This is a genomic window from Nocardia sp. NPDC005978 (genome assembly GCF_040614455.1).
Classification (GTDB): Bacteria; Actinomycetota; Actinomycetes; order Mycobacteriales; family Mycobacteriaceae; genus Nocardia.
Genome location: NZ_JBEXUS010000151.1, coordinates 1 through 16079, shown reverse-complemented (window position 1 = coordinate 16079; position 16079 = coordinate 1). Strand labels below are relative to the sequence as shown.

At 70.9% G+C, this 16079-nt stretch carries 15 protein-coding genes; 6 read left to right on the top strand and 9 right to left on the bottom strand.

All coding sequences use genetic code 11. The features are described from left to right. The 4 genes from ABZ319_RS37140 to ABZ319_RS37125 all read right to left on the bottom strand — a co-directional run. On the bottom strand, positions 1-186 hold a 186-nt coding region (locus ABZ319_RS37140; RefSeq protein ID WP_354991266.1), incomplete at its 3' end, for a hypothetical protein. A gap of 22 nt (positions 187-208) precedes the next feature. Continuing rightward, positions 209-496 carry a putative quinol monooxygenase gene (locus ABZ319_RS37135; RefSeq protein WP_354991265.1) on the bottom strand — a complete coding sequence of 96 codons (288 nt, stop codon included), beginning with the start codon at positions 494-496 and terminating at the stop codon, positions 209-211. A gap of 268 nt (positions 497-764) precedes the next feature. Continuing rightward, positions 765-2351, bottom strand: coding sequence for a serine/threonine-protein kinase (locus tag ABZ319_RS37130; protein WP_354991264.1), 1587 nt, complete (start codon positions 2349-2351; stop codon positions 765-767). 360 nt (positions 2352-2711) lie between these two features. Then, entirely contained in the window at positions 2712-3575 is an 864-nt protein-coding gene (locus ABZ319_RS37125; protein ID WP_354991263.1) for an arylamine N-acetyltransferase, read from the bottom strand. 111 nt (positions 3576-3686) lie between these two features. Between ABZ319_RS37125 and ABZ319_RS37120 the strand changes: the two genes are divergently transcribed. Beyond that, positions 3687-6167: an FtsX-like permease family protein gene (locus ABZ319_RS37120; RefSeq protein ID WP_354991262.1), complete on the top strand. Its 2481-nt coding sequence runs from the start codon at positions 3687-3689 to the stop codon at positions 6165-6167. A 20-nt stretch (positions 6168-6187) separates the two neighbouring features. Here the strand turns inward: ABZ319_RS37120 and ABZ319_RS37115 are convergent, their stop codons facing one another. Continuing rightward, positions 6188-7183: a prolyl oligopeptidase family serine peptidase gene (locus ABZ319_RS37115; protein ID WP_354991261.1), complete on the bottom strand. Its 996-nt coding sequence runs from the start codon at positions 7181-7183 to the stop codon at positions 6188-6190. Between the two features lie 208 nt (positions 7184-7391). On the opposite strand from ABZ319_RS37115, the gene ABZ319_RS37110 reads away from it, so the two are divergent. From ABZ319_RS37110 to ABZ319_RS37095, 4 genes are all read left to right on the top strand, one after another. Beyond that, entirely contained in the window at positions 7392-8570 is a 1179-nt protein-coding gene (locus ABZ319_RS37110) for a winged helix DNA-binding domain-containing protein (RefSeq protein ID WP_354991260.1), read from the top strand. A gap of 208 nt (positions 8571-8778) precedes the next feature. Beyond that, the gene (locus ABZ319_RS37105; RefSeq protein WP_354991259.1) at positions 8779-9771 is read left to right on the top strand and encodes an ATP-grasp domain-containing protein; all 993 of its coding nucleotides are present in this window, start codon (positions 8779-8781) and stop codon (positions 9769-9771) included. Between the two features lie 77 nt (positions 9772-9848). Then, on the top strand, positions 9849-10334 hold the full coding sequence (locus ABZ319_RS37100) for a TerB family tellurite resistance protein (RefSeq protein ID WP_354991258.1): 486 nt from the start codon (positions 9849-9851) through the stop codon (positions 10332-10334). Positions 10335-10416: 82 nt separating this feature from the next. Then, a complete protein-coding gene (locus ABZ319_RS37095) occupies positions 10417-10599 on the top strand; it encodes a hypothetical protein (protein ID WP_354991257.1) in 183 nt (60 codons plus the stop codon). Between the two features lie 45 nt (positions 10600-10644). Here the strand turns inward: ABZ319_RS37095 and nadC are convergent, their stop codons facing one another. The 4 genes from nadC to nadA all read right to left on the bottom strand — a co-directional run bounded on the left by nadC (position 10645) and on the right by nadA (position 15020). After that, a complete protein-coding gene (nadC, locus tag ABZ319_RS37090; RefSeq protein WP_354991256.1) occupies positions 10645-11505 on the bottom strand; it encodes a carboxylating nicotinate-nucleotide diphosphorylase in 861 nt (286 codons plus the stop codon). 142 nt (positions 11506-11647) lie between these two features. Beyond that, entirely contained in the window at positions 11648-13294 is a 1647-nt protein-coding gene (locus tag ABZ319_RS37085) for an L-aspartate oxidase (protein WP_354991255.1), read from the bottom strand. After that, positions 13294-13980, bottom strand: a complete 687-nt coding sequence (locus tag ABZ319_RS37080) for a hypothetical protein (protein WP_354991254.1) — start codon at positions 13978-13980, stop codon at positions 13294-13296. The genes ABZ319_RS37085 and ABZ319_RS37080 overlap by 1 nt, the downstream gene beginning before the upstream one ends. 2 nt (positions 13981-13982) lie before the next feature. Then, complete coding sequence (gene nadA, locus ABZ319_RS37075) at positions 13983-15020, bottom strand: quinolinate synthase NadA (protein WP_354991253.1); 1038 nt, start codon at positions 15018-15020, stop codon at positions 13983-13985. Between the two features lie 76 nt (positions 15021-15096). Between nadA and ABZ319_RS37070 the strand changes: the two genes are divergently transcribed. Then, a complete protein-coding gene (locus tag ABZ319_RS37070) occupies positions 15097-15846 on the top strand; it encodes an NUDIX domain-containing protein (protein ID WP_354991252.1) in 750 nt (249 codons plus the stop codon). Positions 15847-16079 lie beyond the last annotated feature (233 nt).

The window sequence follows — 16079 nt, the reverse complement described above, 5'->3', positions numbered from 1 at the left end:
CGCGCGTTCGCCGGTGCGGACCAGCGGCCCGCGCGCGGCGAGCATGGCCGCGGTGACCGCGACCAGCGCGGTAACACCCAGCACCAGCAGGGAATTCGGTTCGGTCGAGGCCAGGAACAGCATCGCCCACGCGGACACGACGACGGCGCTCACCAGCGCCAGGGTCGACTCGGTCCGCGTGCTCACGCCCTCGACACTACCGCGCGGTTCACTCCGCGACGAGGCGGCGAATCACCGGCGGCTCGGCGAGCACGCCCTTGAAGTCCTTGCCCGCCTGCTGGAAATGCGCGCTGGTGAAATGCGCGTCGATGGCCGCGGCGTCGGCGTACTCCTCGATCATGGCCACCCGGGTCGCGTCGCTCGGGTCGACGTAGGGCCGATAGGCCAGGCAGCCGGGTTCGGCGAGGGACGGCTCGACCAGGCCCTGCAGGATGGCGAGCAGGCGGTCCTCCTGGCCGGGCAGCGCGCGGAGTTCGGCGACGACGTGGACGCTCATGGGGCATTCTCCCTACTGCGGTCCCGACTCTCGGATGACCGCCGCATCCCATAGTGCTGTAGCGCCGCGGGGGCTGCGACGGCAGCGCCGGATTACCGGGGAACCGGTAGCGCCGGATTACCGGGGAACCGGTGGCGCCGGATCGCCGGGTGACGCTTCGGGTCGCGGATTCTCCGGTTGCCGGGCGCCCCGGCGGAACGCCCCGAATCCCCCGGGAAAGCACTTGCGCCGCACCGGATTCCGGTGCGGCGCAAGGACGGGGTACGGCTCAGAACTTGGTGTTGCTGTCGATCTTGAAGTTGCCGCCGCCGGTGTCGACCACCCGCAGGGTCATCGACTTGTTCTGCGAGTTGGTCGCGACGCTGCCCACCAGGATGTCCGCCGAGCCGTCGGCGTTCTCGCTCTCCGCCCAGCCGCGTGCGCCGTTGATGGTGGAGTAGCGGGTGACGCGGTTGTCGGTCCAGTACGTCTGGAACGCGCCCTGGCTGCCGTAGACCTGCTGGGCGGCCGGGGTGAGCTGGTTCCAGGCGTCGGCGAAGGACAGGTACACGATGCCGTCGTAGAACTTCGAGACGGTGTCGACGCCGCCCTGCACGGTCACCTGGCTGACGCTCTTGGTCTCGCCGAGCGAACCGGGCGCGCCCTTGCCGGTGCTGGTGGACGGGGTGGCCTTGGTCGCGCTGGTGTCGCCGCCGTTGGCATCCGGGGTGCCGGAGTCGCCGGAGCTGAGCACGCCGAAGATCACCGCGCCGGCCACGACGACCGCCGCGACCAGGGCCATCCAGACGAACTTCTTGCTGGAACCGGCCTGCTCGCCGTGCGGTTCCATGCCCGAATGGGTGGGCGGGCCGCCCGCGGGCGGGCGCGGCGGCGGGGTTTCGAGCAGTTGGGCCTGGCTCATGGCGCCGGTCGGGATATCGGCGCTGCCGGAGTTGCGGCGTTCCATCTGCCGGGTGTTCTGGCGCGGCGGGGCCGGGCGGGGCGGCATCGGCTGCGGGGTCGCCGGGCCGTTGCGGCGCGCGGCCAGCACGCGGGTCGCCTCGGCGTCGGGGCCCAGCTCGGCGAAGTCCGCCATGATGTCGCGCACGTCGTGCATGCTCGGCCGGTCGTCGGGCTCGAAGCTGAGCAGCGAGAGCAGCAGATCACTGAGCGGGCCGGCGTTGCGCGGCTCGCTGATCTGCCCGTTGGCCGCCGCGTACAGCAGCGCCAGCGGGTTCGGGTTCGTGCCGTACGGCGGTTCCCCCTCGAGCGCGTGGAAGAGCGTCGCGCCGAGTGCGAAGACGTCGGCGGCCGGGCTCGGCTCGGCCCCGCGCGCGACCTCGGGTGCGAGGTAGGCGGCGGTACCGGAGATGAGCCCGGTGGCGGTGAGGGTGACATCGCCCTTGGCCTTGGAGATGCCGAAGTCGGTGATCTTCACCGCGCCGTTGTCGCCGAGCAGGATGTTGCCCGGCTTCACATCTCGATGCACGATGCCCACGCGATGAGCGGCGATCAGCGCCGAGGCGACCTGCTCGCCGATGCGCGCGACCTGCGGCAGCGGCAGCGTGCCCTGCGCGGAGAGCACCACCGCCAGCGACTGCGAGGCGAGGTACTCCATCACGAGGCAGGGATCGCCCTCGTGCTCGGTAATGTCGAACACCACAATGGCGTTGGGATGCTGGAAGCGGGCGGCATTGCGGGCCTCACGGGCCGCGCGCTGACGCACGATGTCCTTGTCGGCCGCGGACAGGCTCGGCTGGGTGATGATCTGCTTGACCGCCACCGAACGCTCGAGCCGTTCGTCGACGGCTCGCCAGACGACACCTGTGCCGCCGCTACCAATCCGTTCGACCAGGCGGTAATGCCCTGCGATCACTTGGCCGGTTTCGATGGCACTTCTCCGAAATTCTCCGCGATGGTGACTGTGACGACGCGGTTGCCCGCGTGTTTCCCCGCACGAGTGTAGCGGTCCGCGAGCGTCCCGCCGACGTCAGCGTGAGATATGAGCGAGATCTCGGTGAGATCTGCGCCGCAATCCGGTTTCGATTGTGCCGCAGTGCACGCGATTCCGCAGCTCAGAGCGCTTTCATGACACGACACGAACTTGCGCGGCCGACACGGAAACGACGCGGCCGAGCGGGTGCTCACCGGCACGTCGTGGCGGGCGCGGTCAATTGAATGTCCGATTTACACCATTTCTCCTACACCGCAAGCCTTTCGACTTGCCGCTTCAACCCTATTCCGGCGGTGTGATCCAGCTCCCGCGCACGAGCGCGGCCGCGTCGGGCGCGTCGAGTTCGATATCGAAGACCTCGAGCAGCACCTTCGGCAGGTCGGCGAGCTCGATCTCCCGGCTCGTTCCGCCGCCGTCCGGGAACTCGGTGGTCCACGTCAGGCCGTCCAGGACCTCGTGCACCTCGGGGGTGAAGCGCTGGACGAACGGGCGGGCGGTGAACGGCGAGCGCGGCGAGGTCGAGACGAAGTGATTGCCGACCGCCGAATCGATGCGGTACTGCGGATCGAGGGTGAAGCTGTAGCGATCCACCCAGCCGTCACGCCCGAACTGGTACAGGGTCCACAGCTCCCCGCCGAGCGGGCCGGCGCCCCGTTCGAGGCGGAAACGCCATGCGCCGAGCGCGAATTCACCGGGCGAGTGGACCAGCGGGACGGGCGCGAGCGGACCGGCCCCGAATCCGACGTCGCAGAGCCACCGTTCGCCGTCGAGGGTGACCAGCAGCAGGGCGTGGGTGGCGGGCCGTAAACCGCTCGCGCCCATGCTGACCCGGCCCGCCAGCCCGGTGAACTCGAAGCCGAGGCGTTCGAGCGCGGCCGCGAACAGGCCGACGTTCTCGTAGCAGTAGCCGCCGCGCCGGCGGCGGATCATCTTGTCCTGCAGCGCGGGCACGTCCAGCGGAACACCGCGCCCGAGCAGGATCTCCAGGTTCTCGAAGGGCAGGCTCGTGGTGTGCGCGTGGACCAGGGCGCGCAGGGTCGCCAGGGTCGGCGTGCGCTCCCCCGCGTACCCGATGCGGGCCAGGTACGCCTCCAGGTCCAGCTCCGCGCCGTTCCAGGTGTAGGACGGGTCCACCGGTGTGCTCATCGCTGCCTCTCCTCGACTGACGTTCCGCACCGTGCAACCCCGCCGGGCGCGCGCCTGTTCCGGCGGCCGCGATCATGGACAGTCACAGTTCACGGCCCATAGCCTGGGCCGATGATCGCGCTGCTGGATCGCCTACGGCTGTTGCATATTCGTGAGTTCACCACGCATTGGGGGCGCACGGCCGGATCCATCGTGGTGATGGCCGTGTCGTCGATGTTCCTGGTGGCGGTGCTCGGCATCTCCGGTTCGCTGACCGGGTCGGCGGATCCGGCCGGGCTGGCGGGCGATGCCGCGCTGGAGGTCTCCGGGGTCACCGACGCCGGGTTCGCCGAGGCGGTGCGGGCGGACGTTGCGGCGGTGCCGGGCGTGCGCACCGCCGCTCCCGTGCTGCGGGCCAACGCCGGGCCGGACGACGATCCGCTGCTGCTGCTCGGGCTGGACGCCACCGCGCGGGAGCTCGGCGGCGGACTCGGCGGCGCGCTGGACGAGGACCGGCTCACCGCGCTGGCGACCGTACCCGGCGGGGTCCTGGCGGGGCCGGCGGCCGGATACGCGAAAGGCGATGTCGTACAGCTGCGTTCGGGGCGGGTCACCGTCGCGGCGGTGCTCGGCGACGACGGCGGCGAACTCAACGACGGGCACTACCTGATCGCGCCGCTGCCGCTGGCTCAGCTCGTCACCGGGCGGGCCGGGCAGGTCGATTCCGTGCTGCTGGTGACCGACCCGGATGCCGATGCCGCACAGGTCCGTTCGGCGGTCACCGCCGCGGTGGCCGGGCGGGCGCTGGTGGGCGAACCCGCGATCCGCGCCGCGCAGAACGGCAACGGCGTGCTCATGGTGCGCCTGATGGCGGCCATGGGCGCGGGCATCGCGTTCGTGGTGGCGGCGTTCCTGATCTACAACACCATGAGCATGGCGCTGGCGGGCCGGCGGCCGGTGATCTCCATGCTGCGCGCGATCGGCGGGCGGCGGCAGACGATCGTGCGCGACGTGCTGGCCGAGGCCGCGGTGCTCGGGCTCGTCGGCGGGGCGATCGGTTCCGCGCTGGGCGTGGTGGCCGGGCGCTACGCCATCGGGCTGCTGCCTGCCGCGTTCACCCAGATGTTGCAGGCGCGGCTGGAGTACCTGCTGCCCTGGTACGCGATTCCGGCGGCGATCGTGGCGGCCGTGCTCACCAACGTGCTGGCCACCGCGCTGGCGGCGCGCCAGATCTATCGCATGGCGCCGGTGGAGGCGCTGGCGCCGGTCGGGGCGGCGCACTCGGACCGGGTGCCGGTGCGGGCGCGGGTCGTGGCCGGGGTGCTTGCGGTGGTTTTCGGCGTCGCGACGGTGCTCGTCATGCGCGCCCACCTGGGGCTGTTCGCCGCGGTGGGACTGGGTTTCGCGTTCGCCGCCGAGATCGCGCTGGCGTTCGCGCTCGGCGGGCCGATCGTGCGCGCGGCGGGTGCGCTGGCGCGCAGGCTGGGGCGGGCGGGGGTACTGGCGGGGGTGAACATCGACCGCGCGCCGCGCCGGGTGTGGGCGACCACCATGACGGTCTGCATCGCGGTCACGATGACGCTGACGATCACCGGGGCCAATGCCGACGCGGTGCGCTCGGCGCGCGACACCTTCGAATCCCTTGCGGACAGCGATCTCTGGGTGAGCGTGACCCCCGAGGACCTGGTGCCCACCCCGCTGCTGCCCGCGGAGGTGGCCGAGCGCGTCGCGGCGGTGCCCGGGGTGGAGCGGGTGGTGCAGGGGCAGTTGGCGTTCGCGACCTTCGCGGGCACCAAGGCGCTGATCTACGGGGTGGAGCCGGGCGGCAACTTCGCCATGACCGCGGCCCTGGACGCCGCGACCCGCGAGCGGCTGCTCGCGGGCGAGGGCGTGGTGATCAGCCGCGATCTGGCTCGGACACTGGGGGTTTCGGCCGGGGACGAGATCCCGGTGCAGACCCCCACCGGGGAGCAGCGCACCCGGGTGCTGGCCGCGATCCCCTATTTCTCCGCGCTCACCGGGGCCGCGTCGATGAGTCTGGCGCTCATGCGGGAGTGGTTCGACCGGCCCGGCGCGAGCACGCTGCAGGTCGAGGGCGTGCCGGGCGGCGACCGGGAGCGGCTGCTGGCCGACGTGCGCGCGGCCCTGCCGCCGGAGGTGCACGCGTACACCGGCGATGCCGCGCTGGACGGGGTGAGCAGGTCGATGGAGCAGGGCCTGGTGCTCTCGCGGGTGATGCTGGTGCTGGTGGCGTTCATCGCCGCGATGGCCCTGCTCAACACCCTCACCCTGGCGCTGCTCGAACGCCGCCGCGAATTGGGCATCCTGCGGGCCATCGGTTCCAGCCGCCGCTTCGCGCTGAAGATGGTGCTGGCCGAAGCCGCGGGGATAGGGCTGGCCGGGACCGCGCTCGGCGTGGTGTTCGGCCTGGGCAACCAGGTCCTGTACGCCTACCTGGCCGGGGACATGATGGGCTTGCAGATCACCGCCCGCCCCGGTCCGTTATTGGCCGTATTCGCCTTCGCCGCACTGGCATTGAGCCTGCTGGGCTCGATTCCGCCGGCCCTGCGCGCGGCGCGGCTGAACATCGTCGAGGCGGTGAGCGCGGACTAGCGCGATGCGACCCGGCCCGCTCACGCGGCGCATTTGGCGCCGGCGGGCGCGTCGGGGGCGGTGTTGATGTTGTTGGCGACGTCGATCAGATAGTCGCTGTTGCGGGGTTCGTCTTCCAGGAGCAGGCGTTCCACCACGCAGCCGGATTCGAAGAAGACCGGGCCGACGCCGTGCCCGGCGGGCGCGACGGTGCCGTCGAGGTCGCGGCCGCTGATGACGGTGTAGAGGGAGACCGACTTGCCCGCGGCCACCAGGGCCGCCCGCATCTCCACCGACGAGGTGAACGGGACCAGGGTGTCGGCGGTGCCGTGCAGCAGGATGGTGCGGCGCACCGTGATTCGCGCGGCGAGCAGGGCCGGGGAGCGGGCGATGTACGCGCCGGGGCAGGCCCAGGGCGCGCAGTCGCCGGCGTCGCGTTCGATCTGGGCGCGCAGGTCGGGGGCGGCCAGGGGGCCTTCGAGCCAGGAGCTGAAATCGTCCGCCTGGCCGAAGGTGCTCACCCAGTAGTCGTAGGTGCCGGGCGGGGCGTACGCGGCGGCCAGGCCGCTGGTGAGCCCGCCCTGACTCCAGCCCCACAGCACGGTGCGGCGGATGTCCGGATGCTCGTCGCGATACCACCGCGTGGCGGTGACGGTGTCGCGCCAGCCCGCCCACACGTTCCAATCGCCGGTGCGCCAGCGACTCTCGGCGGAGCGCTGGTCCATGGTGAGCAGCGGGGTTCCGGTGCGGCGCACGATCGAGGACAGGTAGTCGGGGAAGTCGGCGGCGCTGCCCGCGTGACCGTGCACGGCCACGACCAGGCTGCCGGGGTTCAGGTCGCCGGGTGTGCTGCGATAGGGCTCGTAGACCCGGCCGGTGGCGGTCTCGCCGTCGACGGTCAGGCTCACCGGGCGGATGTCGACCCGCAACCCTCTCTCCGGCGCGGCCGAAACACCGGGTGCGGCAACGATCGTCGCCGCCAGGACGCCCGCCATGACCATGGTGCTCACCGAGAGCCGCCGAATCCCGTGTCGCATCGCGGAATCATGACACGCGCGAGCGCGGGTGCGGTGTACCTCGGCACCGTGCCGCGTGCGCGGGCGGTGGCCGATCACGCGACGCGGCTCGCGCGGGTGGTCGCAGCAACGCTCGGTGGCTGGCACTCCGGCCGCGAACGCCGGACGCCGAGTCCGGCCCGATCCGGACGCCGGGCCCGCCGTCCGGCGACCCGGCTAGGATTCGCCCATGCGTTCGATGAGTGTGGAGCAGCGGCGAGCCCGGATCGGGGTCAGGCATCGGCTGGCCGAGTCGGCCCGGGTAGAGACGGCGGAGGCCGCCGCGCGCTCGATGGTGGTGCTGCACGCCACCGATCCGGCCACGGTGTTCCTGTCCGTGGCCGCGCGCACGCGCGGACTCGAACCCGCACACGTGGAGAAGGCGCTGTACGACGATCGGACGCTGCTGCGCATGCTGGCCATGCGGCGCACCATGTTCGTGGCGCCGGCCGAACTCGTCCCCGCGCTGCAGGCCTCGTGCGCGGAACCGCTGGCGCACAAGCAGCGCAAGACCTACGGCCGCTTCATCGAGAACGCGGGCGTCGTGGACGGCGACGTCGCGGCGTGGCTGGCCGAGGTGGAGGAGGAAACGCATACGGCGCTGCTGGCGCGCGGGGCCGCGACCGGTGCGCAGCTCAGCAAGGATGTGCCGCGCCTGCGCACGCAGATCGACGCCGCACCCGGCAAGTCGTACTCCAAGCCCACCAGCATCACCACCTGGATCCTGGTGATCCTGGGCTGCCAGGGCAGCATCGTGCGCGGGCGGCCGAACGGTTCGTGGAGTTCGAGCCAGTACACCTGGTCGCCCATCGAATCCTGGCTGCCCGGCGGCATTTCGGAGATCACCGCCGAGACCGCGCGCACCGAATTGCTGCGACAGTGGCTGCGCACCTTCGGCCCGGCCCCGATCTCGGACATCAAATGGTGGACGGGCTGGAGCCTGACCGAGGTCCGCAAGGCCCTGACCCACTTGGACACCGTCGAGGTCGAGTTGGACGGCGGCACCGGACTGCTGCTCGCCGATGATCTGGATCCGGTGCCCACTCCCGAACCGTGGGTGTCCCTGCTGCCCGCTCTCGACCCGACCCCGATGGGGTGGCAGTCCCGCGACTGGTATCTGGGCGAGCACGGCCCCGCGCTGTTCGACCGCAACGGCAATATCGGCCCGAGCATCTTCTGGAACGGCCGGATCGTGGGCGGCTGGGCCCAGCGCGGCACCGGCGAGATCGTCTGGCGGCTACTGGAAGACGTCGGCTCGGACGCCGAGAAACTGATCGAGGCCGAGGCCGCCCGCCTCACCACCTGGTACGGCGAGGTCCGCCCGGTCCCCCGGTTCCGCACCCCGCTCGAACGCGAACTCACCACCTGACGAGTCGATTTCGGCGCACCGCCCCGCCACGACGATCGCTGAACCCGAACCCGCCGACTCCGAACCGGCCGAGCGTCCGTCGATCCGTGCGGCCGCGCGCTTCCCGGGACGCGCGGAGGTTCACGGGGCGCGCGGATGCGGACCGGGGCTCCGGGGCACGTTGACATCGCTGTCCGCACATCCACAGAAGCGCTGTTCGAGTCGGCTCGTGCGCATCCCGTCCGCGGCTGATCCGGGCGCGGACGCGGTCGCTCTGCGGCCGGGTACGGTGAGCCGCATGGGGGAGATCGACAACACGCGGGTGTCCGGGCTGCTGGTGCCGGCGGACCCGCTGCGAGGCGCACGGGTGGATCCGCATTTCGCGCGGGAGGCCGTCGCCGCACGGGAACTCGGCGCGGACGTGGTCCGGATCGATCACGACGCGCTGCTGCGGGGCGATCTCGGTGCGGCGCTGCGGGCGGTGCCCGAGTCGGGCGCGCGGCTCGTTTATCGCGGCTGGATGATTCCGGCCGATCGCTACGCCGACCTCGAGACAGGGTTACGCGAGCGCGGCGTCGAACTGTTGACACCGGCTGTGGAATACCGGCGTGGACACGAATTCCCTTGCTGGTATCCGCATTTCACCGATCACACCCCCGCGAGTGCGTGGATTCCGGGTAACGGCGCGCCCGAATCGACGACGCTCGCAGCCGCTGCCGCGAATCTTCCGCGCGGCGCGGCCATCGTCAAGGACTGGGTGAAATCACGCAAACACGAGTGGGACAGTGCGTGTTTCGTGCCCGACCTGGCCGATACCGACCGGCTCGAACGCGTCGTGCGAACCTTCGCCGAACGGCAGGGTGAATTCCTCACCGGCGGAATTGTGTTGCGCGCCTTCGAGGAATTCACCGGGGCCGAGGCCCGGGTGTGGTGGGTGCGCGGAGAACCCGTGCTGGTGACCGCGCACCCGGATACCCCGGATGTCGTGCCCGATGCTCCTGTCCACGAATTCGCCTCGGCGGTACGCACTTTCGGTGCCCCATTCGTCACCACCGATCTCGCGCGGCGCACGGACGGCAGCTGGCGGGTCGTCGAGGTCGGCGACGGACAGGTCAGCGATCTGCCCGCGAACACCGACCCGATCGCGCTGCTCACCGGAATCCTTGCGGCGCCGGTGGATCGCCCGGAGCTTTCTCAGCGTCCGCCCGGCGCCCACTGTTAGGGTCGTTCGGTACGCAAGCGCAGTCCGGACAACCACGCGGGGGTCTGTGGGTCCGGGAAATCAGTTCGGAGTGTGTCATGGCCTTCCTGCACCGCCTCATGTCCAACGCGACCTCGATCAGCCGCCTGCTCGACAGCGCGCCGAAGTGGCGCGAGCAGCTGCTCACCAAGCGAAACGAACTGCGCGGGGGGACCTTCCGCGATGCCACCATGGGCATCTGCGCGCTGGTCGCGGCGGCGGACGGCAGCATCGATCCCGCCGAGCGCATGCGCGTGGCCCAGCTCATCGGCGCCGATCCGATCCTGCAGCACTTTCCCACGGACGAACTGCGAGCGCTGTTCGAGGACAACTGCAATCGCATCACCATGGATCCGGCATTCGGGCGGGCCTATGTCATGCAGCAGATCGCCAAGGCGACCGGAAAACCCACCGAGGCACGGGCCGTAGTGCAAATGGGCATCATGATCGGTAATGCCGACGGCAGTTTCGATGCCCATGAAGTTGCTGCCGTCAAGGAAGCTTGCCAGGCTCTGCATCTGGATCCGCACGAATTCGGCTTGTAAAGAGCCCTGGAAACCGCTGGACTAATTTCTGGCAAACGCGCAGGCTTGGTTCGTTTGGTGTCCGAGCGAGGGGTGCTTGCGAATGGCGATCCAGGGCTTTCTGAATATCTTTTTCGATACCGTCGCGCCCAATCGCGGGTGGCGATACTGCGGAATGTGCGATGCCAGCGGGTCATTCGGCTATGCCGATGACGGTTCGACGATTTTCTGCTCCGCCTGCGGCGGCACCGGCTGGATGGCCGACGCGCCCAGCTACAACCGCTAGCCGAGCGCGCCGCCGTTCCGGCGATTTTGTAAGGCTTTCCTGCCCTTACATATCCAGACCCAGGTCCAGCACGCGGACCGAATGGGTCAGTGCGCCAACCGCGAGGTAATCGACGCCGGTGCCCGCGTAATTCGCCGCATCCGCGAGGGTCAGGCCGCCCGACGATTCGAGAATCGTCCGCGGGGAGCGTGTATTCCGGCGCTGCACCGCCGCCTGCGTCGCCCACAGCGGAAAGTTATCCAGCAGTACCAATTCGACGTTTTCCGACAAAACGGCGTCGAGTTGTTCGAGGCTGTCCACTTCCACTTCGCATTCGATAGTGGGATTCAATTCCTTTACCGCGCGCAGGGCGGCGACCACGGACCCGGCGGCCACGACGTGGTTGTCCTTGATGAGCGCGGCATCGCCCAATCCCATGCGATGGTTCACGCCGCCGCCGACCCGGACCGCATATTTCTGCAGGGCACGCAGACCCGGCAGCGTTTTGCGACTGTCGCGAATACGGCATTTCGTGCCCTCCACCGCGTCGACCCATTCCGCGGTCGCGGTGGCGATTCCGGACAGGTGACACACGATGTTCAGCAGCGTGCGCTCGGCGGTGAGCAGACCGCGGGTCGGGGCCACCAGGCGCAGCACCGCATCGCCCGGGCGCACCCGGGTCCCGTCGGGCACCCGCTCGGTGATCTCGTAATTCCCTTCGCCCAGTACTTCGTCCAGCACCAGCAGGCCCACATCGAGACCGGCCACGGTACCGGGCTGACGCGAGGCCATGACGGCCTTGGCGACGGCATCGGCGGGAACCGTTGCCAGGGTGGTGATGTCGGGGCCGTAGCGCAGATCCTCATCGAGGGCGGTGCGAATGAGCGCGAGCACCTCGTCGCGATCGAGTCCGGCGTCGAGGGTCATGGGAGCACTCCTTCTACGAAGTCCCGGCCGGCGGCACCGCCACCGGCGCGGCGCGAGATGCGCTGGGCCCGGCGGTGCTCGCGGCCGTGCGGGTGGTTCGCGGCGCGGTCTCGTTCGGCGAGCGCGCCGGCGCGGGGGCGGGTCATCGGGCGGCCGGGGCCGGGTCGCGTCGCCACGTCGGCGCGAGTCCTGTTCCGTCGGTGACCAATTGCGGACGGCCGTCCGCGCCGAGCCGGACGACGGTGCTGCGGCGCAGCTCCTCGCGCGGCTCGGGATGATCCGAACGGGTATGGCAGCCGCGGGATTCGGCGCGGGCCGACGCGGCGAGCAGCAGTGCGCGCGCGGTGAGGGTCAGCGCGGCGTCCTCGAGGTCGCGCACGATCGCGGCCGTCGACTCCGCGCGCACCTGCCCGTCGGGGTCCGGCGACTCCGCGAGCAGCCCGATGAGACGCAGCACCCCCGCGCGCAGGCCGTCTCCGTCGCGCACGACGGCGGCCTGCTCGGTCATCAACTCCTGCAACAGTTTGCGATCGGCGCGCGGCAGGGCGTGCGGCGCGCCGCCGGTGAGTTCCGCCGGGTCGATGCGGGTCGCCGCGTCCACGCGTTCGCCGGCGGCCGCGCCCACGCGTTCGCCCACGACCAAGCCCTCCAGGAGGCTGTTGGAGGCGAGCCGGTTCGCGCCGTGCAGGCCGGTGCGCGCCACCTCGCCCGCGGCGTAGAGGCCGGGAACCGCGGTGCGGCCGTGGGTGTCGGTGACCACGCCGCCGCACTGGTAGTGCGCGGCGGGCGCGACCGGGATGAGGTCGGTGCGCGGGTCGAGCCCGGCGGCCCGGCAGGAGGCGGTGATGGTCGGGAAGCGTTCGGCGAAGCCGTCCAGGGCGCGGGCGTCGAGGTAGACGTGATCGGTTCCGAGGGTGCGCATGCGCTCGGCGATGGCGCGCGAGACGATGTCGCGCGGGGCCAGATCACCGCGCGGGTGCACCCCGGCCATGACCGGATCACCCTGCGAATCCACGAGTGTCGCGCCCTCGCCGCGCACGGCCTCGCTGATGAGCGGGCGTCTGCCGAGCCCGCCCGGGGTGAAGAGCACGGTGGGATGGAACTGCACGAATTCCAGGTCCGAGACGAACGCACCGGCCCGCAGCGCGAGCGCGATGCCGTCGGCGGTGGCCCCGGGGGGATTGGTGCTGCACGCGTACAGCTGCCCGAGCCCACCGGTGGCCAGCAGGACGGCCGGCGCGTGCACCAGCCCGAAACCCTTGTCCGACACCGCGATCACGCCACGCACCCCCTCGGGCCCGGTCACGATCTCGACGACCGCGGCCCCGAACAGGATCGGCAGCCCGGCCGCGTTGAGCGCCCGCTGCACCTCGGCCCCGGTGGCGTCACCCCCGGCGTGAATGATGCGCCGCGTGCTGTGCCCGCCCTCGCGGGTCCGCGACACCTCCCCGTCCCGCCCGAGGTCGAACACGGCCCCGAGGTCGGTCAGCGCCGCGACGGCGTCGACCCCACCCTCGACGATGGATCGCACGGCGTCGGTCTCACACAGTCCGGCCCCCGCGACAGCGGTGTCCCGCACGTGCGATTCCACCGAATCCCCGTGCGGCGCAACGACGGCGATCCCGCCCTGCGCGTACTGCGTGGAGGTGTCGGTGGCCCCGCCCTTGCTCAGCGTGAGCACCCGCAACCCCCGCAGCGAGGCGGTCCGGGCGGCCGTCAACCCGGCGACCCCGCCCCCCACGACGACGAGGTCGGCCTCGGCCTCCCACTCGACAGGCAAGCCACCCATCACGTTTCCTTTCGCCCGCCGACCGGTACCAGCGCGAAACCGCGCCCGCCCGGCGGAATCCGGCGCGACCCGGCCGGCAGGCCGAGCACCCCCGGAGCCGTCGTGCGCCGCTCCGGCGCGCCGGTGCCGCAGCGGCAGACAGCCGTCCCGGCGGGATCGTCACCGGCCCGAACCTCGCTCGACGCCGCGAGAGCGCCGAGTTCCGTTCCGCCCGATGCCGTTCCGGCCACGTCGCGCGTGGCAGTCAACGCGGCAGGTTGGTTGAACTCCGTCCGGCCGTGGCCGGCGGACTCCCGCCGGAGATCACCGTCCGGAGCGATATCGCGCCCGGCGATCGCATCGATCCGCCGGGACGGCGAAACACGTTCGGCGACCTCATCGTCGCGCCGCGCGAGATGCCCGGCCGCGTTGCTGCCGGCGGATTCGGAGCCGACCAGCGGCGCGCAGGCGCAGTCTCGTGCCGGGCGCTCTCGCACGACAGCGTTGCTACGGACGAGCCGGGCGACGGCGGCGGTGAGGGGGGTGATGGCCGCGCGGGCTGTGCGGGCCAACGGGGACTCGGGTCGCCAGCCGGTCAGGAGGCGGGGGCCGGTGGGGCGGGTGAGCGGGCGGGGCAACCGGATTCGGGGGCCGTCCGGGGTCGCCCGGGGCCCGGCGGGCCTGGCCGCCGGGATCTGGGGCGACATGGTTATTCCCCGCCGCCCGGGTTGCCGATCTCGATCATGCGCTGCACGGAACCGCGGGCCAGGGCGGCGGTTTCGAGGTCGACGTGCACCTCGTCGCGGTTCTCCAGGAGGCAGCGCAGCAGCGCCGCGGGGGTGATCATCTTCATGTACGCGCAGGAGGCGCGGTCGTTCACGGCCTGGAAGTCGATGCCGGGCGCGGCTTTCCGCAGCTGGTGCAGCATGCCGACCTCGGTCGCGACCAGGACCTGCTTCGACTTCGCCGCCTTGGCCGCGTCGATCATGCCGCCGGTGGACAGGATGTGCACCCGGTCGGCCGGGAACTCGCCCGCGCCCGCCAGGTACAGCGCCGAGGTGGCGCAACCGCATTCGGGGTGCACGAACAGTTCCGCGTCCGGGTGGGTGCGGGCCTGCTCGTTCAGCTCGTCACCGTTGATGCCGGCGTGCACGTGGCACTCGCCCATCCAGATGTGCATGTTCTCGCGGCCGGTGATGCGCTTGACGTGCGCGCCCAGGAACTGGTCGGGCAGGAACAGCACCTCGCGGGCGGGGTCGATGGAGGCGACCACGTCCACGGCGTTCGAGGAGGTGCAGCAGATGTCGGTGAGCGCCTTCACCGCGGCCGTGGTGTTCACGTACGACACCACCAGGGCGTCGGGGTGCTCGGCCTTCCATTCGCTCAACTGCTCGGCGGTGATGGAATCGGCCAGCGAGCAGCCCGCCCGCTGATCCGGGATGAGGACCGTCTTCTCCGGGCTGAGGATCTTGGCGGTCTCGGCCATGAAGTGCACGCCGCAGAAGATGATCGTGCCCTCGGGGGCCTCGGCGGCGATGCGGGACAGCGCGAGGGAGTCGCCGACGTGATCGGCCACGTCCTGGATCTCGGGCAGCTGGTAGTTGTGCGCCAGGATCGTGGCATTGCGCTCGCGCGCCAGTCGCTTGACCTCCTGAGCCCACTCGGGGGTGGCATCGACGCCACCGAATCCCGACGGTCCATCGGTGATGCGCTCCGCGAGCGTCATCGTCGCACCGGGTGCAGCCATGGCTGGCTCCTTCTCTCATGCGCTCGGCCCCATCGCCGATTCGCATCCAATCGGTTTTCGACTTAGAATCGAAAACGTGGCCCATCGTAGCACCATCCACGAAACGCTCACCGCCGTGTACCAGGTTCGCCGCTTCCCCGGAGATGTCACCGCAGGTCAGGGCGGTGCGCCCGCCAATGAACACCGTTGCCCGCCCGGTCAGCGGACAGAATTGGCGGTACTGCTGTGGGAGCGCGCGCTGGACCCCGCCAAGGGCACCTGGTCCCTGCCGGGCGGCAAATTGCGCACGGACGAGGATCTGGACACCTCCGCGGCCCGCCAGCTCGCGGAGAAGGTGGACGTGCGCGAGTTGACGCACCTGGAACAGCTCTCGGTCTTCAGCGACCCGGATCGGGTGCCCGGTGACCGCCGCATCGCCTCGGCCTACCTGGGCCTGGTTCCGCTGACCGCGGATCCGCAGCTGCCGCCGGACACCCGCTGGCACCCGGTTTCGGCGCTGCCGGACATGTCCTTCGACCACGGGATCGTGGTCGAGCACGCGCGCACCCGGCTGGCCGCCAAGCTCTCGTACACGAACATGGCGTTCGCGCTGGCCCCGCAGCGCTTCACCATGTCGACCCTGCGGGAAATCTATTGCGCCGCACTGGGATACGACGTGGACACCACGAATCTGCAGCGGGTGCTGACCCGGCGCGGCGTCATCACCCCGACCGGGGACACGGCCTCCCCCGGCCGCGCGGGCGGGCGGCCAGCGGCGGTGTATCGCTTCGCCGACAACGAGATCCGCGTGACGGACGAGTTCGCGGCGCTACGACCGCCGAGCTGACGGACGAGCTGTACTCAGCCCTCGCGCTTGCGGTGCTTGGCGGTGCGCTTGTACGCGCGCCCACTCGGAATCGGCTGCGCCGCATTGGATCGCCGGATGGCATGGCGCTGCCGCCAGGCCGTGAGATCCGGTCGCAGTGCCCGGTCTTCCAGGGCATGAAGGCGGTCTGGCGGCGCGGCGACGACATCTTCGCCGAGGTCGCGCTGCCGGACGCGGTGGCCGATGCCGACAAG

Bases quoted from the DNA above. Each gene is read 5' to 3' on its own strand.
- ABZ319_RS37135 (WP_354991265.1), bottom strand. From the start codon at position 496: ATGAGCGTCCACGTCGTCGCCGAACTCCGCGCGCTGCCCGGCCAGGAG.
- ABZ319_RS37125 (WP_354991263.1), bottom strand. From the start codon at position 3,575: ATGAGCACACCGGTGGACCCGTCCTACACCTGGAACGGCGCGGAGCTG.
- ABZ319_RS37120 (WP_354991262.1), top strand. From the start codon at position 3,687: ATGATCGCGCTGCTGGATCGCCTACGGCTGTTGCATATTCGTGAGTTC.
- ABZ319_RS37115 (WP_354991261.1), bottom strand. From the start codon at position 7,183: ATGCGACACGGGATTCGGCGGCTCTCGGTGAGCACCATGGTCATGGCG.
- ABZ319_RS37110 (WP_354991260.1), top strand. From the start codon at position 7,392: ATGCGTTCGATGAGTGTGGAGCAGCGGCGAGCCCGGATCGGGGTCAGG.
- ABZ319_RS37100 (WP_354991258.1), top strand. From the start codon at position 9,849: ATGGCCTTCCTGCACCGCCTCATGTCCAACGCGACCTCGATCAGCCGC.
- ABZ319_RS37095 (WP_354991257.1), top strand. From the start codon at position 10,417: ATGGCGATCCAGGGCTTTCTGAATATCTTTTTCGATACCGTCGCGCCC.
- nadC (WP_354991256.1), bottom strand. From the start codon at position 11,505: ATGACCCTCGACGCCGGACTCGATCGCGACGAGGTGCTCGCGCTCATT.
- ABZ319_RS37085 (WP_354991255.1), bottom strand. From the start codon at position 13,294: ATGGGTGGCTTGCCTGTCGAGTGGGAGGCCGAGGCCGACCTCGTCGTC.
- ABZ319_RS37080 (WP_354991254.1), bottom strand. From the start codon at position 13,980: ATGTCGCCCCAGATCCCGGCGGCCAGGCCCGCCGGGCCCCGGGCGACC.
- nadA (WP_354991253.1), bottom strand. From the start codon at position 15,020: ATGGCTGCACCCGGTGCGACGATGACGCTCGCGGAGCGCATCACCGAT.